This is a genomic window from Cytophagales bacterium, assembly GCA_033344775.1.
Classification (GTDB): Bacteria; Bacteroidota; Bacteroidia; order Cytophagales; family Cyclobacteriaceae; genus JAWPMT01.
The window spans coordinates 1,709,199-1,732,954 of record JAWPMT010000005.1; the positions used below are offsets into that span (position 1 = coordinate 1,709,199).

At 44.1% G+C, this 23,756-nt stretch carries 19 protein-coding genes; 6 read left to right on the forward strand and 13 right to left on the reverse strand.

Annotated features, from left to right (window positions below):
- Window positions 1-28: 28 nt before the first annotated feature.
- Genes R8G66_24915 through R8G66_24925 form a run of 3 tightly spaced genes read right to left on the reverse strand, consistent with a single transcriptional unit; the run spans window position 29 to window position 3,346 of the window.
- Window positions 29-349 (reverse strand): DUF2185 domain-containing protein, encoded by a 321-nt coding sequence (locus R8G66_24915; protein ID MDW3195642.1) that lies wholly within the window; start codon window positions 347-349, stop codon window positions 29-31.
- Window positions 350-386: 37 nt separating this feature from the next.
- Window positions 387-3,014 carry an ABC transporter permease gene (locus tag R8G66_24920; GenBank protein ID MDW3195643.1) on the reverse strand — a complete coding sequence of 876 codons (2,628 nt, stop codon included), beginning with the start codon at window positions 3,012-3,014 and terminating at the stop codon, window positions 387-389.
- Window positions 3,014-3,346 (reverse strand): PadR family transcriptional regulator, encoded by a 333-nt coding sequence (locus R8G66_24925; GenBank protein ID MDW3195644.1) that lies wholly within the window; start codon window positions 3,344-3,346, stop codon window positions 3,014-3,016. The genes R8G66_24920 and R8G66_24925 overlap by 1 nt, the downstream gene beginning before the upstream one ends.
- Window positions 3,347-3,543: 197 nt before the next feature.
- Between R8G66_24925 and R8G66_24930 the strand changes: the two genes are divergently transcribed.
- Entirely contained in the window at window positions 3,544-4,563 is a 1,020-nt protein-coding gene (locus R8G66_24930; GenBank protein MDW3195645.1) for a fatty acid desaturase, read from the forward strand.
- A 123-nt stretch (window positions 4,564-4,686) separates the two neighbouring features.
- Here the strand turns inward: R8G66_24930 and R8G66_24935 are convergent, their stop codons facing one another.
- The 3 genes from R8G66_24935 to R8G66_24945 form a co-directional block, all read right to left on the reverse strand.
- A complete protein-coding gene (locus R8G66_24935) occupies window positions 4,687-5,517 on the reverse strand; it encodes a hypothetical protein (protein ID MDW3195646.1) in 831 nt (276 codons plus the stop codon).
- Between the two features lie 76 nt (window positions 5,518-5,593).
- Window positions 5,594-6,187: a 2OG-Fe(II) oxygenase gene (locus tag R8G66_24940; GenBank protein MDW3195647.1), complete on the reverse strand. Its 594-nt coding sequence runs from the start codon at window positions 6,185-6,187 to the stop codon at window positions 5,594-5,596.
- 59 nt (window positions 6,188-6,246) lie between these two features.
- Entirely contained in the window at window positions 6,247-6,840 is a 594-nt protein-coding gene (locus R8G66_24945) for a 2OG-Fe(II) oxygenase (GenBank protein ID MDW3195648.1), read from the reverse strand.
- Window positions 6,841-6,919: 79 nt separating this feature from the next.
- Between R8G66_24945 and R8G66_24950 the strand changes: the two genes are divergently transcribed.
- Complete coding sequence (locus tag R8G66_24950) at window positions 6,920-8,038, forward strand: MBL fold metallo-hydrolase (protein ID MDW3195649.1); 1,119 nt, start codon at window positions 6,920-6,922, stop codon at window positions 8,036-8,038.
- Between the two features lie 22 nt (window positions 8,039-8,060).
- On the opposite strand, the gene R8G66_24955 is transcribed toward R8G66_24950, so the two are convergent.
- The 4 genes from R8G66_24955 to R8G66_24970 all read right to left on the reverse strand — a co-directional run bounded on the left by R8G66_24955 (window position 8,061) and on the right by R8G66_24970 (window position 15,884).
- Entirely contained in the window at window positions 8,061-10,088 is a 2,028-nt protein-coding gene (locus R8G66_24955) for a serine hydrolase (GenBank protein MDW3195650.1), read from the reverse strand.
- Between the two features lie 183 nt (window positions 10,089-10,271).
- Complete coding sequence (locus R8G66_24960) at window positions 10,272-12,947, reverse strand: ABC transporter permease (protein MDW3195651.1); 2,676 nt, start codon at window positions 12,945-12,947, stop codon at window positions 10,272-10,274.
- A complete protein-coding gene (locus tag R8G66_24965; protein MDW3195652.1) occupies window positions 12,940-15,552 on the reverse strand; it encodes an ABC transporter permease in 2,613 nt (870 codons plus the stop codon). Before R8G66_24965 ends, R8G66_24960 begins: the two co-directional genes overlap by 8 nt.
- 2 nt (window positions 15,553-15,554) lie before the next feature.
- The gene (locus R8G66_24970) at window positions 15,555-15,884 is read right to left on the reverse strand and encodes a helix-turn-helix transcriptional regulator (GenBank protein MDW3195653.1); all 330 of its coding nucleotides are present in this window, start codon (window positions 15,882-15,884) and stop codon (window positions 15,555-15,557) included.
- A gap of 100 nt (window positions 15,885-15,984) precedes the next feature.
- Here R8G66_24970 and R8G66_24975 point away from each other — a divergent pair, with 100 nt between their 5' ends.
- The 3 genes from R8G66_24975 to R8G66_24985 all read left to right on the forward strand — a co-directional run bounded on the left by R8G66_24975 (window position 15,985) and on the right by R8G66_24985 (window position 17,319).
- Window positions 15,985-16,266, forward strand: a complete 282-nt coding sequence (locus R8G66_24975) for a hypothetical protein (GenBank protein ID MDW3195654.1) — start codon at window positions 15,985-15,987, stop codon at window positions 16,264-16,266.
- Window positions 16,267-16,413: 147 nt separating this feature from the next.
- Window positions 16,414-16,836 (forward strand): VOC family protein, encoded by a 423-nt coding sequence (locus R8G66_24980; GenBank protein ID MDW3195655.1) that lies wholly within the window; start codon window positions 16,414-16,416, stop codon window positions 16,834-16,836.
- A gap of 324 nt (window positions 16,837-17,160) precedes the next feature.
- Complete coding sequence (locus R8G66_24985) at window positions 17,161-17,319, forward strand: hypothetical protein (GenBank protein ID MDW3195656.1); 159 nt, start codon at window positions 17,161-17,163, stop codon at window positions 17,317-17,319.
- A gap of 151 nt (window positions 17,320-17,470) precedes the next feature.
- Here R8G66_24985 and R8G66_24990 read toward each other — a convergent pair whose 3' ends face one another.
- The 3 genes from R8G66_24990 to R8G66_25000 all read right to left on the reverse strand — a co-directional run bounded on the left by R8G66_24990 (window position 17,471) and on the right by R8G66_25000 (window position 20,529).
- Window positions 17,471-19,006 (reverse strand): S8 family serine peptidase, encoded by a 1,536-nt coding sequence (locus R8G66_24990; protein ID MDW3195657.1) that lies wholly within the window; start codon window positions 19,004-19,006, stop codon window positions 17,471-17,473.
- 388 nt (window positions 19,007-19,394) lie between these two features.
- Window positions 19,395-20,177, reverse strand: coding sequence for a carboxypeptidase-like regulatory domain-containing protein (locus R8G66_24995; protein MDW3195658.1), 783 nt, complete (start codon window positions 20,175-20,177; stop codon window positions 19,395-19,397).
- Between the two features lie 196 nt (window positions 20,178-20,373).
- A complete protein-coding gene (locus tag R8G66_25000) occupies window positions 20,374-20,529 on the reverse strand; it encodes a hypothetical protein (protein ID MDW3195659.1) in 156 nt (51 codons plus the stop codon).
- A 204-nt stretch (window positions 20,530-20,733) separates the two neighbouring features.
- Here R8G66_25000 and R8G66_25005 point away from each other — a divergent pair, with 204 nt between their 5' ends.
- A complete protein-coding gene (locus R8G66_25005) occupies window positions 20,734-23,754 on the forward strand; it encodes a TonB-dependent receptor (GenBank protein MDW3195660.1) in 3,021 nt (1,006 codons plus the stop codon).
- The last annotated feature ends 2 nt before the right edge of the window (window positions 23,755-23,756 follow it).

Sequence of the window (23,756 nt, forward strand, 5' to 3'; positions counted from 1 at the left end):
CAAAACAAGTTTATCCTCATTCATTTGATCACGGTAAATTCCTTCCTAATGCTCGTTCAAATTCACTTCCAAAGGGCGCATCTAAATAAGGAAGAACAGCACCGTCGTAATTAACGATCGTATTTATGTCGTAAACAGAAGTATTAATTGGATCATTGACGTAATCATCAGACTCATCTCCAGCAAAAAAGCGCCAGCCACTGTCGACATCCAGAGTTGGAGCTTCCCGATACATATATCCTATTTTATCTCCTTGAACTGTGATTCGATCTGTGGCAAAGCAAGCCCCTCTGTTCGGGGCAGTTTCAATAATCTCTTCCCTACCTAGTTTTAATGTTTTCTTGGTCATCTTCTATAAAGATAACAGTTACCTCAAGGATGGACATTCACTCATCCCGCAATGACTCCACGGGGTTGGCGACAGATACGCGATAGGTTCGTGCCCAAACGGTGATTAAGGCTACCACTACAATCATCAAAGCGGGTACAATAAACAACAGTGGATTCAGCTCAATCCTAAAGGCATACCTGCCTAACCAGCTTTGTACCAAATACACCGTCAGAGGCATGGCTATGCCCATACCGATCACAATCAAGACAATGAATTCCTTAGAAATCAGACTCACCACCTGTGCCACTGAAGCACCCAATACTTTTCGGATCCCTATTTCCTTGGTCCGCTTGGCCACGGTAAATGACGCCAACCCAAACAAGCCCAGACATGTGATGATCAAGGAGAAGATGCTCAGGCTTCCAAATACCCTTCTGAAACGCTCGTCTGCTTCATATTCTTTTCCAAACTCCTGATCCAGGAAAAAGAAATCGAAGGGACTGTTCGGAAACAACTCCTGAAACTGGCCTTCAATGGCTGCAATCTGTTGAGGCAAATCCTCCGTACTGAGCTTGATACTCATGTAATTACCCCATTTGCCCTGATTTGGCGGAAAGATCATTGGGATGTAATTATCCTTGATGTTCGTCTGGTGAAAATTCCTGATCACTCCAATGACCCTACGTGGTGCCCCCCACATGTCAATCTTTTTGTCGATCACCTCAGCAGGATTAGTAAATCCCCATAGCCGAATCGCCTCCTCGTTCACCATGACAGTACTGAAGGTATCAGAATTGATGAAATTCCTACCTGCCAGTAACTCCATTTCCAGTGTTTGCAGATAAGCCGTATCGATGAAGACGACATAGAAGTTGAAATTCCTCTCTTCCTCACCCAGGATATTGAGCCCGGTTGTACTCCCCATCTGAGAAGTCGGGAGTCCTGGCACACAGTTAGAAAGCGCGGACGTTTTGACAAACGGGTATTGCTCCACTTTTTCCTGAAAAGTCTCAAATTTGGACATCTCCTCTCCTAATGGTGTTCTGATGACCATTACTTCTTCAAAGTTGGCCCCCTTATCCAGGTTCCTCAGAAATTGCAATTGTTCATTGGCGGTGATCGTCTGAACCAATAAGAATAGCGCAATGGCAAATTGAAAAATTACCAGCCCTTTTCTAAGGATCGTCCCCGACTGACTGTGACTGTACTTCCCACGCAAGATGGTAACCGGTTTGAATCTAGCGATAATGAACGCCGGAAATGAACCAGACAACACCACACTGACCAGAAAAAGTGCCACGAGCGTTAGCCAGAAGTCTTGTTCCTGAAATATATCAAGCTCCATTGGTAGCCCGGCCAGAAATTTAAATGGATCCACAAATAGACCCACCAGAAACACGGTCGCTAAAATTGAAAGAAAGTTGATGACCAGTGATTCGGTAAAGAATCTCATTCGCAATTGTCCGATAGAAGAACCGATCACTTTCCTTATCCCTACTTCCTTGGCCCTGTCCATCGATTTGGACGTAGACAGATTGACGTAATTAACCATAGCGATCAAAATCACTAAAAAGGCAACTCCCATCAGAAAAAGCACGGTGGTCGCATCGCCATTCTTTTCTACTTCAAAAGACTTGTCCGAATACAAATGAATGTCCTTGATGGCTTGTGCGATCACCTGTTCTTCGTCAAAGTTTTCTACCTCCATCATACGAACTGAAAAAGGCACCAGGGCTTTTTGAAAATCGGCAACCATACTGGCATCCTTAAGTTGAAAGTAGGTATAAGTATCGTTCATGTTCCATGGACTCTCCCGACTGGCCAGATAAGCATTTTCAGCGGTCTCATATGAAACCAAAATATTGACCTTGAGATGCGTATTGGGTGGGCTATCAGGAATGATTCCCACAACCTTTGCTTTGAAAGCGAGCATGTCCACAGTCTTACCCAGTATTTCTGTCGTACCAAAGTATCTTTTTGCGTAAGATTCGGTCAAAATCATCTCATTGGGCTGCTCGAATATGGCCTCCGGATTCCCTTTTAAAAGTGGGTAATGGAACATCTGGAAAAATTCAGGTTCCACAAAAAACGCTCCCCCAACAACCCTAAAAGTCTTCCCGCTTTGCTCAGACCGCATCAATAACTCATCAATTTCAAAGGCATGCGCAAAAGCTTCGACTTGCGGCAATTCATCGGCAATCATCTGTCCCAGGGGATGATAGGTTTCACAATCCTGGTCGCTTACTGTTTCACCGTCGAAGTAGTCCGTGGTGAGACGAACAACCCTGTCAGCATTGGGATTATAGCTTTCATAGCTTTGCTCAAAACCAACGTACCAAAAAATCAAAAGCGCGATGGCAAAGGCAGACGACAGGCCAATGATATTAATCGCGGCATATAGCTTTTCACGTCGGATCAGCCGAAAAGAAGTTTTAACATCATGAAGAAACATAGTATATGGATTGAGTTTTTGATCTTTAATTGATTTCAGGATTCCGGGACGCAGGAATTTCACTGCTTGCCAGATGTATCGCCAACTAGCCTTCTTATTGCCTTTTAGCGCTAATTGTTCCTCGAATTGCTCTTCCAGATCACCTAATACAAACTCTATCAGCTCTTTCTTACACAAGCGTTGTAAGAGCCAAACCATGAATGCAGGAGGTGATCTTTTTTCACCTGACATCAGATGGAATTCATTTGCAATTGTGGGATCATTTTCCAGAGTTCGGTTCGAGATTCCTTCATTTCTCTGAGTAACGCGAGCCCGGCATTGGTGATCTGGAAGTAGCGCTTGCGACGACCACCACGTGCAGCAGTAGCTCCTCCTACCTTGGAAGAAACAAGGCCTTTTTCTTCCAATCGATAGAGGGTCACATGGACCGCACTTAAGCTAACCTCACGGTTTTGGTGTTCTTTTATGGCCTTAACGATGGTATTACCATAAGCTTCATCCTTTAATAAGATAACCATCGTTACCACCAACTCTTCAAATTCACCAAGGTACAACTTTCCCATTTGTATATAAATTGTTAAACAAATATACGGAGCATTTGTATATAAGTTGTAAAAGAAATGCTCAGGTGACTCAACAGCCCTCTTAAACTCAACAAAATTCAAGTGTACGCAATTCAAAATTTTAATATTAATTATGACTTTGAAGTGTCACAAAATGCAGGAGCTTTTGTCTTTCGTAATAGACCTAAAATCCTGTAATGAGCGACATTGAAATGCGGACTTTTGCAAAAGGCATGATGCCCATTTTGCAGCAGTATAAGCAAACTTCCTATCGAAAAGCTTTTTGGCAATTAAGCAATTCGATCATTCCTTTCATAGGGCTGTGGATTGCCATGTACCATGCCTTCTCTTATCACCTCCTCCTTTTTTTCGGGCTGGGCCTCATCAATATGTTTTTCCTGGTCAGGATTTTCATCATCCAACATGATTGCGGCCACCACTCATTTGTGAAGTCCAAAAGAATGAGAAACGTCGTTGGATTCCTGTGCAGCATCTTTAGTGCAATGCCTTTCACCTATTGGGCTGACTCTCATAGTTACCATCATAATCATAATGGAAAGCTGGAAAATCGGGACATTGGCGATATCAACACACTGACGGTAAAAGAATATCAGTCCATGAATCGATGGGACCAACTGAAGTACAAGATCTTTCGATTCCCTCCTGTGACGTTTCTCATTGGCCCTATCATCTACTTCATCAGAAATATGCGACTTCCACTGGTCGTTCTCAACAACAAAAAAGCCAGGGCTTATTGGAGTGTGATTATCAATAATATTGTGGTCATCGGAGGCATGCTTACTCTGTGCCTGGTCCTGGACTGGAAAGCCGCTTTGGCAACGTATCTGACCGTACTTTATTTTTTCTCTGTGATCGCTATTTGGTTCTTTTTCGTTCAGCACCAACATGAAAATGGCTATAAAAGATGGGAGGACAATTGGGATCATTTTGTGGCTGCATTAAAAGGCAGTACCTATTACAAATTGCCCCGATTGATGAATTGGCTTACCGGCAACATTGGCGTACACCATATTCATCATCTCTACTCCGCCATCCCAAACTACAACCTGGTACGTTGCATCAAAGAAAATCCAGAATTCAGTAAGTATTCCACGGTGGTTACTTTCAAAGAAAGTCTGAGTTTCATGAATCACAAACTATGGGATGAAGACAATCAGAGAATGATCACTTTCAGGGAATTTAGACGGTCGTATTAATGCAAAACCACGTAGGTCAGCTGCGGATAAACATGTTCATAAAGCAAAAAATCCTACTTGTCCAGATCAAAAAAAGCTAAAGTCACACTTCGAGAACCTCAGCGTGACCTTAAGAATCCATAATCAAAACTTCCGCACGTAACTTACATAAGGTATTGGCGTAGTGTCCGTTACAATCAATCCCAGGTCAAAAGAGTTTTTCTTACCGATGATCCTTACCCCCTGGATACCGAAATATGGAAGATCACTTTCACCAAATGGGAGGAAATAATTCTCGGAAAGGAGCGCGAAGGAGGTACTAAATCGATGGAAGCCTGAGACGGACACAAGACCGCCATTGTCTGCATCACCTTCGACAAAAGGAATTCCGAGAGAAATGGACATGTTGCTTTCTGTTGTACCAAAAGTGGTAACACCATAAGGCAGCAAAAACTGGCCACCTCCATTAGGTAGCACGACAAGCATGCCGGCCCCTACGTAGATTTTTTCGCTTGTCTGATACCCCCATTTTGGGGTGAGAAAGAAAATGGGCTGCCCCAGAAACGTAGAAACAAGCTCCAGTCCTCCTCCTACAGAGAAATGATCTGTAAGTCCGAAATTCACGAAATTGGATGAAAGCAGCACATTCTGATAATACCCTTCCCCTTGTTTAAGCGGGATAGCTGTTGGGGCAAAGAAATAGCGTGTTTCGTTCGGATTGGGATACCGAAACCTGGTATCAGTCATCTCATCCAAATAATCCACAGACTCAATCTGTGAGGTAGGCACATTGATCTCTCCTCCCGCAGTTTTCAATACCAAAATACTGGCATCCTGAGAAACAATGCTTCCGACATAGACTTCTTTATTCTTGAGGTTGACCCGGATCAGTTGCGCGCTTGTGGAGTCTGTTTCCTGCGCATTGCTCAAATAACCAATAATCAGTAAAAATGCGAGTATCGCAATCCTTTTCATGTTTTGCAGCATAAGGTTAGGCATAAGGTAATGACACCTAAGCAACGAATATAGTGTCGGAATATTTTTGCAGAACTTAACGAAAAGGCATACCATTAACCCAGCCTACTAACGACATGCGCGTACCGCTGGTGATTGGCGTAACTCGATGCATCACATAAGAAGGAAAAATAATCATGGTTCCTGGTGTTCGAGGGGCATTATGTGCCTGGTCGTTGATCATAAACTGCAAATCACCTCCTTCGTACTCGTTTGGCTCACTTAGTTGCACAGACATACTCAGTTTTCGCTGAGAGACAGGCCCCGCTCCAAAATCCATGTGCCAGTTAAATTGGTCATTCTTATCGTACCTGGCCAATTGAAGCCCTTCATTTAACCCAAGTATTTCGAATAGAAAACGCCTGTTATTCTCTTCAATGGCACATCTCGCCAATCGTTCAAAAATCCAATTGACAGAGTCATGTGGGTTGATAAAATTGATGGAGGAATTTCGAAGCTGTTGATCATAAGGACCACTAGCCGATCCAGCCAAATGTGCTGCTGACGCTCCTACCGGATTCCACAATTCCCGAATAGCGGCTACTTCCTGTGGCGCAAAAACGTTTTCAAGAATAACATAATCAGCATAGTCGTTTTTTACTGGTAAACCAAAGGTGTATTGAATGGGCATAAATAGGAAGTTGATGATATAAATTACTGGAAAATTAGAAGGTATTACCTTAATGACACTCAACGAAAAGGTGTACCATGAACCCATCCAACCAGGGACATCCTGGTTCCAGAAGTGATTGGTGTCACTCGATGCACCATGTAGGAGGGAAAAACGATCACCGTACCGGCAGCACGCGGCATATTATAGTGTTTGTCATTGATCATGAACTGCAAATCACCACCTTCATATTCTTCCGATTCACTCAACTGAACAGAGACACTTAATTTTCTGGTAGAAGCAAGGGCACCACCATAATCCATGTGCCAGTTGAACTGATCCGTTTGATCGTATTTGGCCAGCTGTAGCCCCTCATTTAAGCCATGTAATTCAAAGTTGAACCAATGTGTATTTTGTTCAATGGCGGCTCGAGCGATCCGCTCAAAGATCCAACCCATCTTTTCATCGGGTAGCAGCAAATTCAAAGAAGATTGACGCAGGTTCTGGTCCTGTTGATTGCCTTCCGTGCTGTTGAGCAAAGAATCATATACATTTTCAGGATTCCACAGGTTTCGAATAGCAGCGAGTTCATCATTCGAAAAGACACTTTCTACCACGACATATTCAGCATATCGAGTTTTTATCGGTAATCCGAAAGTATATTGGCCGTTCATTGGTTGTATAGTTTTTTGCTAATATTGTCAAATTCGAGGAAACATAAATTGGCCTTATCGCCAAAATTTCATTCTGTTCATGCGTATCCTAAAAATCCTTCTTAAAATCATGCTCGTCTTTGTGGTCATTGTCGTGTTCTTTGTGGCTGGAGTGGCCATTTTCATGTATACCTCCCCACAATTTGGTGGTAAACCTAGCGCAGAACGTCTGAAAGAGATAAAAGCCTCTCCAAACTTCAAAGACGGAGTTTTTCAAAATCAGATCGAGACGATCATGGACATGAGTCTGAGCAAAATGCCCGATCTATTGAGGGAGCAATTTTTTGGTAAGCAGGTCCGATCCCCAGAAAAATCACATCCTGTAAAATGGGATGAAGGCAATGCAAATCAGGTAGATTCTTTGGTGTACGTTACCTGGTTTGGGCACTCAGCTTTTCTGATCGAAATGGAAGGGAAACGCATTTTACTGGACCCTATGCTTGGAGGCGCCAGCGCACCGGTTTCTTTTTTGACCAAACGATTTAAGTATGATCTACCTATTGATCTGGATGACATTAAGGACATAGATGCGGTGATCATTTCGCACGACCATTACGATCACCTGGACTACCCTACCATCGATAAGATCAAAGGAGAAGTAAAGCACTTCTACACTGCTTTGGCGGTTGGCGAACATCTCAAACGTTGGGGTGTTCCTGCGGAAAATGTCACCGAAATGGACTGGGGACAATCCATCAAATTAGGCGACCTGGAAATAGTTTGTACTCCTTCGCGCCACTTTTCAGGACGTGGATTCTCTGATCGCAATAAAACCCAATGGGCTTCCTGGGCACTACTCGGTAAAAACAGAAAAGTCTATTTCAGTGGAGACAGTGGCTATGGCCCACACTTCAAGACCATTGGCGAGCAATACGGCCCGTTTGATTTCGCCTTCATCGAATGTGGGCAGTATAACGAACGCTGGTCCGCAATACACATGTTCCCGGAGGAGTCCGTTCAAGCCAACATCGATGTAAACAGCAAGGTGATGATGCCTATCCATTGGGGTGCTTTTAACCTGTCCCTACATGACTGGCGGGACCCAATACAACGCGCTCGCAAAGCAGCGGATGAAAAAGGAGTCAAAGTGGTCAACCCGTACATTGGCGAGCGATTTGAGATAAGTCAGGAGGACATCAGTGAGCCCTGGTGGGAATAAATGGAAAAACTGGTATTCTTACTTATTCATTTTTCAATCGCTTACTCATCTCATCCGCATCAATCAGGAACTTTTCGGCCTCACCCGTCAATAAATAACCTGAATAGCCATTCGTGGTAACCATAAATGCGAGCCCGAGATCGTCATACAATTTGAACTGTGACATAAAATCACCGTTGTTTCCTCCATGCTTAATTACCTTGCCATAGGGAGTGGTCTCTATGAACCATCCCAGCCCCACGTGTTCGGTAATGTCGGATAACCCTTCATCATTTTCATCATAATATTCGTTCTGCTTGCCCAGCATCATCTCATAAGTTGCTGGCTTAAGGCCCTTTCGCTGATGGATAGCATTTGCGAACTCCATGTAGTCTGCGGGCGTAGTAACTAAGCTCCAGGCCACACCAGGTTCATTCGGAAAATCGATCATTCCAGGATAACCATCATAATGGCCATTGGACTTATGTTCGATCCCGTATGGATGCGTTTGGTAGTAAAAGTTTTTCAAACCAAGCGGCTCGATCAATTCTTCCTGAAACAATTGATTCATGCTTTTCTTGGTAATGGCAACGAGGACTCTTTTCAAATATTCAAAACCCTCACCCGAGTAACCATAACCTTTCCCTGGTTCAAACCTGAATTCAATTCTCGGGCCATTGGACCAATTGGGAAAACCCGTCTGATGAGAAAGCACATGCCTTGCGGTAATCAATTTTGAATATTCCTGATCCTTGATCAGGTCAAATTCCAGGTGTTTGTAAAGTGGTTCATCCAGATCAATGATCCCTTTTTCGTATAAGCGCATCACCACAAAAGCGAATGTGGGTTTGGTAATGGAAGCCACTTCAAACAGCGTATTCTCAACTACAGGATCCCCAGTATAGTTGTTTTTGACCCCATAGGTATTTTGATGAGTGATTTCTCCATCCTTCCAGGCTGCAAATGACGCCCCTTCAATTTCATAATAGTCCATGTAGGCTGCTATGGTGGCATCAATCTTTTTCCGGGAGGCATCCGTCATATCACCCAATAAGTTGCCTGAGCGAGGCAGATTGGGCTCAGGGTAAAGTCGCATCACCAATTCACGGACATTGTTTTGCTCAGGTTTAATGGTCACTTGTTGGTTCAAATCAGGATCTACTCGATAGTAACCTTCATCCCGAAGAAAGGTATTGGCACCCAGATTCAAAAGCCATTCTCCTGAAGGTAAAACAGCAGAAAAGTCCCCTTCCTCACTCACTGGCAGGTAAAACCATCGATCATTATTTTCTACCGATCGGGCACTTACAAAACTTGGTATAAGGTTGGTAGTATCCTTCCAAACCACTTTCCCGGAAAGGGTACCAACAGTCAATTCGTCATCGGCAAAAACGATTGAACCAATTCTACCCGGTTGAGAATTCGAGCTTTTTCCGCTTCGACCTACCCAACCTAATACCGTTTGTTCTTCCTCATCCTGATCTACCACCATATGCCCTACTCCTATGACTTGACCAATAGTGATGGATTCATTCAAGGTATATTTCAATTCGATGATTGTCGCATTTTCCGAGGTATTGATTTTGTAATCCACTTTCTCCCAGGAAATGTAATCCTGCAACAATGGATCCCAATGCTGCGCAGGGTTGGTCTGATCTTTGAAATTTTCGGCCATGGTGTACCGCACAATTCCCGACCCTTTCAGGTCATATTGTTCATTGACATAGAAGGAATAAGTGTCCTGATTGTTCCAGGCCGGTTCATCCTTTTTAATGAGATCATCATCCTTGATGACCATACCAAAATAGAGTGCATTTTCTTTCAAGGAATAACCGGTTTGAAACGTAGCCGTGAGGTCCGACTCAGCATTTAGATCTGCCCCCCACAGCTTATTTTTGACAGCTATAACTACCGCTTCTTCAGGCCAGTCGCTGAGATCACCATCGATGGAAATATCAGTAATTGGGTAGGCATACGTAATGAATTGATTTGTGGTGGACTGCTTATTCTGTCCCAATAAGAGAAGGCTGCATGTCCAAAAAGTAAGGAATACTGAGATTTTGACTTTCATCTGTTGTTAGGTTAATTCTGATTCGAAAAGTTGTTATTCAAATCAAAGACCTCCACAGATTGAAATGGTTGCATTCGTTACTAAGCTTAAGAACCTGAATATCTCATTAGCTGGCTCACCAGAGCCATTCCTATCCTATCCTAAAAAAACAAGAAAACGAATTAACCCAATAACCACTAATTACTACTCTTCTCTCAAATAGCGGATCGGATTCGAAAGTGCCGCCTTTACAGACTGAAAGCTCATGATGAACAGTGAAATGCCAAGCATTAACAAGCCTGCCCAAATAAACGTCCAGAAGCTGATTGGTGCTCGATACATAAATTCCTCAGACCACCGGTTCATGACCCACCAGGAGGCTGCAGAAGCCAATACAAAACCAATGCCCATCAACCTCGTGAAGTCAACGGTCAGAATGGTCAGTAAATGCGCAATCGGAGCACCCAGGACCTTTCTAACCCCGAGTTCTTTGTTGCGGCGTTCAATCATGTATGCCAACAAACCCGTCAAGCCGAGTCCGGCAATTAAGATCGCCAGCGCAGCATAGAGATTGATCACTTTACCCAGGCGTATAGTAGGTGCAAAAATTTGCTCATATTCCTGATCGGAAAACGTATATCTCAATGGCCTGTTAGGAGAGAAAGCCGACCATTCTTTTTCAATTTTCTGTAGCATTTTGGTCATTTCCTCACCTGAAGGTTCTCTTTTGAAAGTCACTGAAAGCATCCTTCTCGGCAAATGGATATTCCCCCCACCTTTGTAGTACAACACAATAGGCGACTGCTCCCAGTTCACTTCTGTGATAAGAGGTTTGAAAACGCCAATGATCTGCGTCTTCAGGTTGTCATAAAGCAATGTACGACCAATCGCTTCCTCCGGACTTTGAATATCAAAACTTGCAAGTACCGACTCATCTACCAATATGTGGTTCTTATCCGCCGTAGACCCTGTAAAGTTTCTACCTGCGACCAACTCCATGCCATACATGTCGATGAAATGCTCATCAATGTCCATGAATGAAAATTGAATCTCTTTTTCCGACTCAGCGAGTTTTAATCCTTCGTCAATATCCCAGAGATAAGGCGGCGTATCTGACGAAAAACTCACCGCTTCTACTTCAGACATGGCTCTTATTTTTTCTTCAAAAGAACCCATGGATTGCTTAAGCCGGTTCACATCTTCGATGACCAGCTTGTTGCTGCGATCAAAGCCCAGGTCCATTTCCATCCAGTGCTGCACATGCTGCCGAATGATCATCGCTCCAGAGATCAAACCAATGGAGATCGTGAATTGTAAAATCACCAGGGCATTTCTTGTTAAGATTCCCGATTTACCATGCTTCAGCTGACCTTTCATCACTTCCAAAGGCCTGAAAGCGGACAAAACAAATGCTGGGTAAAGGCCTGCCACGACACCAACCATCAATATTGAAGCAATTCCTGCTCCTAATATGATCGGATCAAATAGTAAATCACCAGGAAGCGGCTTACCCGTGATGAAGTCCATGAAGGGCAACAACAAACCAATCAGGACAAAACTCAGCACGATGGCCAACGCGCTAAAACACATCGCCTCCACCAGAAATTGTTGTACCAATAATTTTTTATTGGAGCCCAAAGTCTTTCTGATGCCTACTTCCTTCCCTCTTTTAGCTGCCCTGGCAGTGGTGAGGTTCACGAAATTGATGATGGATAATAGCAGGATCAAAACTGCGATCGTGCCAAGGATGTAGATCGTCTTGATGTCTGTGGTTTGATTGAGTCTCGAAAAAACATGATGTGAGAACAAACGGATATCCAGCATGGGTTGAATGTACATATCCCATTCCTCACCTGATGCCAGGAATTCTTCATAGGTGATGCCTTGATATTTCGGCAAAAACGACCCCAGGTATTTTCCAGGAACTTGCGCAACTTTCTGTGCAACAAGCTCCGGATCTGCATCCGGTCTCAATCTGCCAAATGTCACGAAAGTAGTCCACCACCAGGTATCACCACCATGTTTCAGCCGTTGGATAGTTGACATGGAAGTCAAGGCGTTGAATTGGATGTGCGAATTGCGAGGAACATCTTTCGCGATCCCTGTCACCTGATAAGAAACCTGATTACCGATCTCTCCCAACAAGATCTGCTGACCGTACGCACTTTGATCTCCAAAATATTTCTTAGCGATTGATTCGGTCAGTATGATGCTGTTGGGATTGACCATTGCTGTATTCGGGTTTCCCTGCAACAAAGGGAAAGTAAATACCTTGAAGAAGGTAGAATCCACTGCATAGAGCTTTGTCTCCTCCAGCATCTTACTTCCCGCGACCTGGGTATGGACCAACTGATCGTCGATGGGATGCACCCTTGTCATAACATCAAATTCGGGAACTTCCGCCTGAATGGCTGGCATGACTCCCGGTCCCGTCGAACCGAATAAGTTGTCGGTATCACCCCAGATAAATGTCTGGTTGATGCGATAAATATTGGGTGCGTGCTCGTGAAAAGTATCGTATCGCGCTTCATCAAGCACGTACATGCCAATGTAGAGGCAAGCAGAGAAGCCCATGGCCAGTCCCAGTACATTCAGGATTGAAAAAACTTTCTCCTTTCGGGCACTGCGCAGTGCCATGGTCACGTGAGAATTAAACATATGATTAGATGTTTTCTTTCGAAATGGTTTGATCAGGGAAGGGCGTAACAGCGCCATCACATCCTTCCATAGAGAAAAGTTGCTTTTGAACCGGCTGCTTTGAGCAGCATTGCGGTCAAAGCGCTCCATCAGGTCCCCTTCAAGGTCTTCCAGAAATTCTTCACGGCAAAACCACCTTAAGCAGCGAACTGCCCATTTAGAAGGTTGTATTGATTCATTCATCGTGCAGTACTTCTGTTGGATTTCTGGTGGCCGCTTTCAATGCTTGTGAACTCACCGTTAAATGTGTGATGAGTAGCGTACCGATTCCGGCTAGTACGAATACCCACATCTCAAGATCTACTTTGAACGTGTAGCTGGCCAGCCAACTGGACATGAGGAAATAGGAGATTGGAATGGCAAAAATGAGCGCAATCAATACTAACCACGTGTACTCCTTAGACATTAATTGCCAAAGGTTCAGAATAGAGGCCCCTAACACTTTTCGAATACCGATCTCCTTGGTACGACGTTCGGCCGAATAAGCGGCCAATCCCAATAGGCCAAGGCAGCTGATCAAACATGCCAACAAGGTAAAGAAGCTACTCAGCCTACCTACTCGCTCTTCCAAATCAAATTTTCGGGCATAAACATCATCCACGAATTCATAGTGGAAAGGGGTATTCGGCAGTAACTCATCAAACGTTTCTGAAATGGCAATCAAAGCCTCAGATGTGCTAACCTCAGGATTGATGCGAATGAACGTATTGCTCATTTCCATATCCGCCAGTATCATGATGGACTCCTGTACAGGCTCAAAAGGAGACCCCTTCAACAGATCCTTCACCACGCCAACGATGCGAAATTTTTCAAGACCCGCATATCCTCCTCTGGACGTTATGGTCTGTCCGACTGGGTTCTCCATACCCATCACCTTCTGAGCAGCTTCGTTAATGATGATTCCACCACCTTGATCACTGGTAATATCCCGTGAAAAATCACGACCTTCCACGACTTCCCAGCCGATGGTATTGCCATAATCGTAGTTGACGATCACCATGTTAAAAGTAGGATCATAATCTGCTTTTCCATCCCACATGAAATCATCCATATTGCCCAAAGTGGTTGTAATCGGATAATTGGCCTGAGCGATATCCGTCACCATTCCTGTAGCAATCAATTCCTGGCGAAGCAGCTCATACTTTCCCTCAAATTCAGGCGAGGTGGATCGTAATGTCAACAAACCGCTTTGGCTGTAACCCACCGGGCGACTTTTCACGAAGTTGATCTGGTTTTGCACCACCAAACTGGTAATGATCAGGATCATCGAAATGGTGAATTGAAAAACAACGAGTGTTCTTCTTCCCAAAATGGAGGAGCGGCCAGAAAACCCGATCTTTTTGAGCACAGAAATGGGCTGAAAGTGTGATAGATAGAACGCCGGATAACTTCCTGAAATCAAGGCCGTAGCCAATGTAAGTGCCAACCCTGCTAACCAAAAAATGGGCTGATCAAATGGCATCACTAATTGCTTATCTGCTACTTGATTGAACCAGTCCAAAAGTGACCAGGCAGCAACAACGGATAACAAAAAGGCTAAAAACACATAAAGGAAAGACTCAGTAAGAAACTGACGGATCAACTCTATGCGAACGGAACCAAAAGTTTTTCTAATGCCTACTTCCTTCGCTCGCTTTTCGGAACGTGCGGTACTCAGGTTGATGAAATTGATACAGGCAAGCAACAAGACAAAAATGCCTACCATCCCATACAAGATGACGAACTTCCATGTCTCACTTAATACAGGAACACCATTCTCAAAATCTGACTTAAAATGCCAGTCGTTCATGGGATGAGCAAAAGCCCTTGGATAGCCATTCTGATTCCCGGTATGGCCTTTCATCAGATGTTCTATGGATTCGGAAGCGGCTACTGAAGTAGCTCCTTCCGACAGCTTTCCATATATCCACATGTTGTAATTGTCCCAGGCGAAAAGCCAGGGCTTCCCAGTGATGAACCGATCTAAGGAAATGAAAAACGATGCATCATTAAAAGTAGAATTTCTTGGGAGATCTTCATAAACCCCGGTTACTTCAAGGTCCACAGCATTATCCATGGTGATGAATTTCCCAATCGGGTTTTCACGATCAAAGAGCTTATCGGCCAGGGTCTGGGACAAGAAAATGCTATTCACATCTTTCAATCCACTTCGAGACCCCTGAAGCATCTTAAGAGAGAACATCTCTGCTCCTCCATCTTGCATGTAATACCCCTTCTGTGAAAATCTTTTGCGGCCATTCGCAAAGGCACGCTCCTCCAGTCTGCCCCGAATGATCACTATTTGATCAAATAAGTCTTTGTACTGCTCGTCAAGGATTGGCCCCAGCTTTCCTGGCAATGGTCGGCTCACAAATGTCTCTCCCTTTGAGGAATTCTTGCGCAGAATCTGTACGATCCGATTCTTCTGATCGTGTACTTCGTTGAACGTGAACTCATCGTGTAGCCAGAGCCCGATCAGGATAGCAATGGTCATACCGAGTGCCAGCCCTCCGATGTTCAGGAATGAATACCATTTGTTGCGCAGCAGATTACGGTATCCGATTAAGAAATGATGTCGTGTCATTGCATTTGAGTGTTGAGTGTTGACCTTGAATTGAATGATCCCTGGCCGAAACAATTTCAATACATCGAGTAAGAATTGCTTTCGGGCATAGGATCGACCTTTATCTTGCATGTTCAATTCATAGCGCTCCTGCAGATCTCCTTCCAGATCTTCCACATAGTCTTCCCGACAATACCACCTAAAAAAATTCAGGGGCCATTTGGGCGCTTGATGAATTTCTTCCATAGTTAATCTTTGAGAGCAATTTGAGGAATCGCGTTCCAGAGTTTCATTCGTTGTTCTTTGGTTTCTTCAAGTACCTTTCTACCTTGCGAAGTGGGTTTAAAAAAGCGTTTACGCTTGCCGCCTCTGATCTTCGTGGCTTCACCCAGTTCCGATTCCAACAGTCCCTTATCTTCTAATCGTCGAAGGACCGTTTGCAAAGAACCAATGCTTACTTTCCTGCCGAGTTGCTTTTCCATCTCGTCAATGATGGCAATCCCGTATGCCTGACCATGCAATACACAGACCGTCAACATGACAACTTCTTCAAACTCCCCAAGGTGATATTTTCCCATCGAATTAATATTTACCTTAAATGTAGTTTATAATAATACGGAGATGCAAGGAATAAGGTTTAATTTTTACCTAACTTGTAGTTTTTAATCAATCAAAGCCATGGAGGCCCTTCAGAACCTGGCCATCTTCTTTTTGATCTGTCAATTCCTCTCCGGGACGCTCCTAGTCATCGGTGTTCAATTTGATGAAGAAACTTTCAAAAAATCCAGCATTACGAAACACAGAGCAAGACCTGGGGTTTTTAAAGCAGCAAGACTATTTAGCTCAACATCACGTCCATTTTTCATGGCGATCTACTTATTGAGTTTGATTTTCGTCCTCTTTTCGTATTTCGCTGTTTTACTATTGGTAGGTCACTCGATCTTTACTCTGATCAGTTGATCATCGTGTGATATTTCTGATTGATTTCTGTTAAAATCCCCCAACCCCTTTTGATAAACAAGGGGGAATATTGGCCTCAAATCAGAAAAATCATAGTGGGTTGATGCTTCTTACTGATCTATCTTTGATCAAATAAACGCTTATCCCTTGAAACAAAGCATTGCCCATGTTGCGCTAGTCGTCAATGATTACGATGAAGCCATTGCATTCTACACGCAGAAACTAAATTTCACACTGATTGAAGATACTCCACTCAGTCCTGAAAAAAGGTGGGTGATCGTCTCCCCTCCCGGTGCGAATGAATGCAGTCTGTTATTGGCTAAAGCTTCTGGTGACGAACAACAGGCAAGTGTAGGTAATCAAACCGGAGGCCGTGTCTTCTTATTCCTGTTTACTGATGACTTTTGGAGGGATTATAATGGCATGGTGGAAGAAGGCATCAAATTTGTTCGAACAGCAGAAGAAACAGAATATGGGAAGGTTGCTGTGTTCGAGGACCTGTATGGAAACAAGTGGGACTTCATTGAGCCGACGCATAAGAATAAGTGGTTTAGTCACATACAAGGATGAACTTCTTAATTCTCAGAGTCTTCAGAGAATGACTCTGAGTAGGCTTAAAATGATCTACAAGAATCTCAATCCAAGGAGCAACCACTAACAAACTTTGAGATTCCGGTATTTCTCCGTGTCACTCCCAAAACCGGAATGACGGTTTTTATTAAGGTGAAGTACACATTTAAAAGTATAGTATTAACCGGCAATGTCGATCTTATCAACCGATCGAAAGGAATACCGCATTTGCAGTAAACTACGGTTTCAATCATTGGTGGTAACAATGCTTCAGGTAGTTTCCCAAGATTTGTATTTTGTACAATCACTTAGACAAATCAGATCATGGGACTATTCAACAATCTCTTCGGCAAAAAAGGTATGCAAGTCAAATTCGACAAGGACATGGAATCCTATGCCGTAAAACTCCACACCAGTATTCTATTTGTGGGCACCAAGGAAAAGTGTCAAACTTTCGTTGAGAATTATGGGCAGATGAATTGAGGAAATCACAATAATGCAATCGTCAACTTAAGTCAAAAAAGTAAACGTCATTCCCGGCTTGATCGGGAATCTCAATATTATTTAGCATATCCATTATTGAGATTCCTGCCTACGCAGGAATGACGCTTAAGTAGACGATTTAAAAGAATGCCTACTGCACCGCTTCCAGGGCGTCGATCAATCCATAGCCATAATTGCTATTTCTGGAAGGATAGAAATCAGAAGCGTTTTTCAAACGATTCAATACTTGGTCGCGGGTTTGATTAGGATTAGTGGCCCAAACCAAAGCTGCTATACCTGCGGTAGTGGCCGTGGCAACAGAAGACCCGCCTACATTCGAAGGTTGATTGCCGCTTTCTGCCAGGGTCAATGAAGTGCGGTCATTATTAGAACCACGCTGCATTACTGCTACAAAATCTACCTTACTTCCTTTATGACAGGTGTTGCACTGGTTGTAACCATTGTCCTTGATTCCCGTCACCGCCACGGTTTCGTTCATGGTAGCAGGGAAGATCACTCCAACGAAACTGGTGATGGAAGTTGAAGTACCTGCTGCGGCAAAGATCAATTTGCCTCTATTGTAAGCATATCGAACAGCATCAGCTACCTGGCCGCTGGAAAAAGGTGTTCCCAAAGACATGCTGATGATCTTTACATCGCTGCGATTTCCGGCCAATACCAAGGCGTCAGATACGCCATTTTTCTCACGACCACTTTCAATCACGACATCTCCCGTACCTCGAATACTCACGAGATTGGCATCATACGCCACACCTAAAGATGAGCCTCCACTTGAACGTGGAGCAGTAGCTGCACCTGACATTTGGGTTCCGTGACCACACTGATCATCCGGACCGTCAGGGCTGGCCCACCACCACCAGGAGCTCACATAGGTTCCAAATTTTGCTCGATACCTACCAGTAGACTCTCCTGAGCTGAACTGACTGTTCAATTTTGCCTGATCGGGTGAGATCCCTGTATCGATGACTGCTACTGTTACATTATCGCCTGTACTGATGCTCCAGGCACTGGGAATGTTCATGTTGTAGAAATTCCAGGGAATTTTAGCAGACGGAGAAACGGTCACATAATCGGAAGAAGGAATACTGAAATTGGGATCATTGCCACAGCCCAACTTACTTTCAATCCGTAATTCGGAACCGATCGCTCCTTCAGCAGGAATGTATGTAGCGGGTTCAGAGTAGCGTACCTGGGTCAGTTGTCGCAATCGATCCAGTACTTCCACTTCACTAACTTTCAGGTGAAAATAAGGCAAACTTTCATGCACATTCAGGACTTGCTCCCGCGCAATCTTATTTACCCCGAGTTGGTCATAGACTAGCTGAATCTGATTGATCACGTTGGTTCGAGCCTCTGTCCACAGCTGGCTTTGCAGGTCTAGCTGATGTATCTGCTCATTGACATTGCCAAAGCCTTCTGGCTCATAGCCAATTACCAAAACGGAATCGTGATTGACCAGTACATTCCAGACAACTTCAGTGGAAGCCATGCTCCATTCAAACTCTCCATTCTGCCTTAGAATGTTATCGATTTGAGAAGAAACTTGTTGTTGGGAAAGCTGGGTGACTTGCCGTTGTTGGATCGGCAATACTTCTGATTCTTGATTCGATTTGCAACCAATAAGGCATATGAGCCCTATGATCACAGGAATTCTGAGATTTTTCATTAATGGGTTTTAGGTTGATTAAAAATTCTCTTGGAAGAAAATGAATTTCAGCCAGAAAGGGAAGGAACTAATGGAAAATATTATGCATGCCGAGTATTTCTAAACAAAAAAACGTCGCATATGGGGCCGTAGCGACATTTAGCACTCGGATTCCTGATACGAAAAGGCTGTCCAGTCATGGAAGGGTCTAGCCTTAGTCGGTGTTATTCCAGGGACATACTGAGCTAGACAGTCGTTGACCAAAAGACGCAATCGGCAGCAACTATCTGGGGTATTCGATTTGGAGGCATGCAAAATGATCATCAAAAGAGATACCCTGACCGGGCGTCCGGTATTTTTTAGCTCATTAAAAAGTTACTTCAAATAAACCGGATGACGATCAAATTATTTAGTCCGCTGTAGACTGACTGATCTGATTTTCGATAAATGTTGATACGCTGAACCAAAGTTGTTTTTCGTTGGTCAATTCATCTACACCTGTTTCCCGCTGATTGAGGTCTAATATATATTGATCCAGGGCTTTGGCTGAAAGCTCATATTTCAGCATCAAGCTGTCACGGACTTCAGGTTTGTTTACGAACTGCTGGTAAGCGATGGTTTCCTGCGTTTCTTCAAATACTTTCTCAGCTTTGCGCCTTTCTTTCTCGGCCGCAGTAAAAAAAGTAAACGGCCCATGGATGACCATTCCAAGTCCAAAAATGGGCACTTCATTGCTTTGTGCAGGGGATTTCACCGCTCGAATGTCACCTGCTTCAAGGGACTTCTTGGTGACTTCTTGGCCTATGCCATCAATTTTAATGGGTTGTGGCCGATACCTTCGGGGTACGCGGTAATTCACCTCCGCGAAAACCATGACAGAAGAGAGTTCCATTACTGTTGCAGAAAGTGTGATCTCCAGGCTGCGATTGACCATGGACGCATCAATCACCACATGATGTGGCTCATATCCAATATGCGTCACTTTCAGCGTGTCTCCAACTTGCACATCCATGCGAAACAGTCCTCGCACATTGGAAACAGTCCCAACATCTCTGTTCAAATTGATGATATGCGCTCCGATCAGCGGAGCATTGTCTCTATCCATTAGATAACCTGAAAGGCGGTCCTGCGGCAGGTCCTGGGCGCAAACAACTCCTCCAAATAGACATAAGATCAACACTACGTTTCGCATCGCACCGTGAATAACGTCACATTAGATCAAATAGTCATGCATGTGCGACGACATTTAACCTTTTTTGTGATAAGACTCCTGGTCCTATCACACCCCCATTTGGCTGATTATTTGTCCTTTATTTGTCTGGCTAGTTGTATTGGCAGGCGACCTGTGAAAGGTCGTTGTGTATTGAGTAGTAAAGTGAGCGGCACTTTTACGCCATGTGACTTTTCATGAAAGCCCGGCATTTGGCTTTGGTACCTACAAATAGAATACTGGCATTTTCACGAACCACTGTATAAGCATCAAGGCCTTCATTGAACTGAATTCGCATGCCCTTTTTGAAGAGGAAATTTCTGATGAAGTTCATAGTTTTATTATTTTATTTATATTTTAACTCAATTTAATACCATTTTGTTGCTTTTTCACCCACTTATTTCAAATATTTTTTCCATCAGACGGTCTCGAAATGTGTATGCGCCAAATACCCTTTTCATGAGATTTTTCCCCTCTAAGCACCTGATGTCAAAGCATTCTTCTTAATTTGTTCTCGTAATAACCGTTTGTAACTTTTATGAAATCACTGCCTGCATTGTTTCTGGCATGCCTGTGCCTGAATTTTGCCTATGCGCAAACGGTAGTTTCCGGGAAAGTCACCGAAGAAGGGAATGACATTGGGATTCCGGGAGTTACCGTTGCTGCAAAAGGATCATCCGCCTCGACCATTACTGATGTATATGGAGAATTTCAACTTTCCGTTCCCGAAGGAACTGCTGCTCTGGTCTTCTCTTCGCCAGGAATGCTCACCAAAGAAGTGCCATTAGGATCACAGACTGTGTTCAATACGTCCCTGGAGCCTGACAATTCCGTGGGATCTTCGGATGCCGTATCGATTGGTTTCGGGGAACAATCTGCTTCCGAGTTGACCAGTAGCATTGCCCAAATCAAATCCGATGATATTAGCGACGCACCCGTCGTAGACCTGGAACAAGCCAATCAAGGACGGGCCTCCGGTATTTTTATTCAGAATAATAGTGGTAAACTAGGAGAAGGTACTTCCATACGTATTCGTGGTGGATCTTCTTTATCTGCTTCCAACCAGCCCCTGTACATCGTTGATGGTATTCCGCTTGCTTCGGGTTCTCAAAATGACATTAACCCTGCCAACATTGAATCGATGGAAGTGCTTAAGGATGCCTCAGCATCTGCGATCTACGGTTCACGGGCCGCCAATGGGGTGATCATCATCACTACTAAATCCGGGAAGTCCGGTAAAATGAAGATAGAAGCTGACTATCAATTTGGGATTGGCCAAACGCCTAAAACCCTGGATCTCTACACGCCACAACAGTACAATCAACAGGTGATTGAGTTTACCTTGAGAGCCATTAGCCTTGATGGAGAGATTACCCGGGCAAATCTTGAAAGATGGGCTGCTCAGGGAAGCAGCACCATTCAACTATCAGGAACAGATCCCTCAGGAATTGATGAAATACGAATTCCGGTACTGGATTCTTTGACATTTAATACCGACTGGCAGGATGAAGTATTCAGAAATGCCATTTCCAATCGGGCCAACGTGAATATCTCCGGAGGAACTGATCAATTCAACTACTTTGGCGGCCTTTCTTTCATGGACCAAGAGGGTATTCTGATTGGCAATGACTTTCAGCGATTAAGCGGACGTTTGAATTTAGGCAGTCAGATCACTTCTGCATTATCTGTCGATCTGAGCCTGAACTATGCCGGCACCAAAGACAATCGACTGAATGATGACCAGGACCTGGGTTCTCCATTACAAGCCATTGTGTTACCCCCCTCCGATTCATTCGATCCGAATGATGCTTATCGCTTACGGGTAAGAAGTCTGGAATACAACCCACTGACAGAGATCAATTTTGCGGACAATATTGAAACTGGCAACAGCCTGATCGGTAATCTGAATTTGAAGTATGATTTCACTGATCAATTATCTCTGAATGTACAAGGTGGTACGGATTTCTTCGATTCGAGGATCGAACGACGACAAGGGCCAGAAACGCTGGAGGGTGCGGGAACAGGCTTATCTCGACTCACGGAGATAACCGTAACCAACAACATTTTTACCGGCTTTTTAGATTACAGCACCACGGTAAATGACAATCGACTTTCCGCGGTATTAGGAACTTCTTATCAAACATCTACGACCGAAACCGCATTTAGACTAGCGCGAGTAAACTCCATCAGCACCTTGGATGGGCTGAGCAGTACAGATGCCAGTTTGCAGGATGTCCCAATAGCAGACTCGAAGTTTTCCTTCCTCTCCTTCTTTACCCGGGTGAATTACAACATTGATGATAAATACATTTTTCAATTGAGTGCACGTGCAGATGGTTCCTCCCGGTTTAGCGAGGACAATCGTTTTGGGTACTTCCCCGCACTTTCTGCCGGATGGAATATCCATAACGAAGATTTCTTCAGTTCAAACACCTTCGGCACGCTAAAGCTCAAAGCTAGTTACGGATTGATCGGTACCACTCCTGAGGAGGATTTCCTATATCGATTGAATTACATCAGTGTTAACTACGGCATTGAAGACGGCATCCGAGTGGCCAACCTGGCTAATGCAGACCTGAAATGGGAAACCACAGCACAGACAGATATCGGACTGGAACTTGGGGTGCTAAATGACCGGATTACAGCATCAGTAGATTACTACCTCAAGCAAACGGAGGATTTACTTTTTCCAGTACCCGTGACACAGACTTCCGGCTTTTCGGCAGTGCTTCAAAATGTCGGTAGTATGGAAAACAGTGGTTTTGAATTTAGCATCAGTAGCCTGAACGTATCAACTGGTGACTTCTCCTGGTCTACCAGTTTCAATATCTCTACGAACAAAAATGAGATCACAGACCTGAACGGTCAAAATGCCATCGTTGGTGTTAATGCTTTTCTGGAAGGCCAGGCATCAGGAGTATTTTATACCCGTCGATATGTTGGTGTAGATCCAGGGAATGGTCAGGCACTGTATGACAATGGGGTCGGCGGAACTACCACGGATTGGGAATCGGCACCCAGAATGGTGATCGGTGATCCGAATCCTGATTTCTTCGGCGGTCTGACGAACAATGTCTTCTACAAAGGACTAGAATTGGATTTCTTGTTCCAGTTTGTGCAAGGTGTAGACATCTATAATGCCACAGGAGAGTTCTTATCGAATAGTGGTATCCTGAATCTGGGGCAAACAGCGAATCAGGTAAATCGGTGGTATGCACCTGGAGATAATGCACCATTTCCGGTCATGAACCCTTTTCAGGAAAACACGAACCCCTCTTCACGATTTTTGGAAGACGGCAGCTATATCCGTTTGAAGACACTCACCCTGACCTACAATTTCCCTAGCGAAATAGTCTCTAACTGGGGATTGAGCTACTTCAAATTCTATATCGGTGGGCAGAACCTCCTGACCTTCACTGACTACTCGGGTTATGACCCGGATGTCAATTACATCGACCCGAACTTCGGGACCATCGAACGGAACATCAGCCGAGGTATCGACAACTTCACTGCGCCGCAGGCCCGAACCATTATTTCAGGAATTAAAATCGGATTTTGATC

Excerpts from the sequence above, each read along its gene's own strand:
- R8G66_24915 (MDW3195642.1), bottom strand. The coding sequence starts at position 349 with ATGACCAAGAAAACATTAAAACTAGGTAGGGAAGAGATTATTGAAACT.
- R8G66_24920 (MDW3195643.1), bottom strand. The coding sequence starts at position 3,014 with ATGTCAGGTGAAAAAAGATCACCTCCTGCATTCATGGTTTGGCTCTTA.
- R8G66_24925 (MDW3195644.1), bottom strand. The coding sequence starts at position 3,346 with ATGGGAAAGTTGTACCTTGGTGAATTTGAAGAGTTGGTGGTAACGATG.
- R8G66_24930 (MDW3195645.1), top strand. The coding sequence starts at position 3,544 with ATGAGCGACATTGAAATGCGGACTTTTGCAAAAGGCATGATGCCCATT.
- R8G66_24935 (MDW3195646.1), bottom strand. The coding sequence starts at position 5,517 with ATGAAAAGGATTGCGATACTCGCATTTTTACTGATTATTGGTTATTTG.
- R8G66_24940 (MDW3195647.1), bottom strand. The coding sequence starts at position 6,187 with ATGCCCATTCAATACACCTTTGGTTTACCAGTAAAAAACGACTATGCT.
- R8G66_24945 (MDW3195648.1), bottom strand. The coding sequence starts at position 6,840 with ATGAACGGCCAATATACTTTCGGATTACCGATAAAAACTCGATATGCT.
- R8G66_24950 (MDW3195649.1), top strand. The coding sequence starts at position 6,920 with ATGCGTATCCTAAAAATCCTTCTTAAAATCATGCTCGTCTTTGTGGTC.
- R8G66_24955 (MDW3195650.1), bottom strand. The coding sequence starts at position 10,088 with ATGAAAGTCAAAATCTCAGTATTCCTTACTTTTTGGACATGCAGCCTT.
- R8G66_24960 (MDW3195651.1), bottom strand. The coding sequence starts at position 12,947 with ATGAATGAATCAATACAACCTTCTAAATGGGCAGTTCGCTGCTTAAGG.
- R8G66_24965 (MDW3195652.1), bottom strand. The coding sequence starts at position 15,552 with ATGGAAGAAATTCATCAAGCGCCCAAATGGCCCCTGAATTTTTTTAGG.
- R8G66_24970 (MDW3195653.1), bottom strand. The coding sequence starts at position 15,884 with ATGGGAAAATATCACCTTGGGGAGTTTGAAGAAGTTGTCATGTTGACG.
- R8G66_24975 (MDW3195654.1), top strand. The coding sequence starts at position 15,985 with ATGGAGGCCCTTCAGAACCTGGCCATCTTCTTTTTGATCTGTCAATTC.
- R8G66_24985 (MDW3195656.1), top strand. The coding sequence starts at position 17,161 with ATGGGACTATTCAACAATCTCTTCGGCAAAAAAGGTATGCAAGTCAAA.
- R8G66_24990 (MDW3195657.1), bottom strand. The coding sequence starts at position 19,006 with ATGAAAAATCTCAGAATTCCTGTGATCATAGGGCTCATATGCCTTATT.
- R8G66_24995 (MDW3195658.1), bottom strand. The coding sequence starts at position 20,177 with ATGCGAAACGTAGTGTTGATCTTATGTCTATTTGGAGGAGTTGTTTGC.
- R8G66_25000 (MDW3195659.1), bottom strand. The coding sequence starts at position 20,529 with ATGAACTTCATCAGAAATTTCCTCTTCAAAAAGGGCATGCGAATTCAG.
- R8G66_25005 (MDW3195660.1), top strand. The coding sequence starts at position 20,734 with ATGAAATCACTGCCTGCATTGTTTCTGGCATGCCTGTGCCTGAATTTT.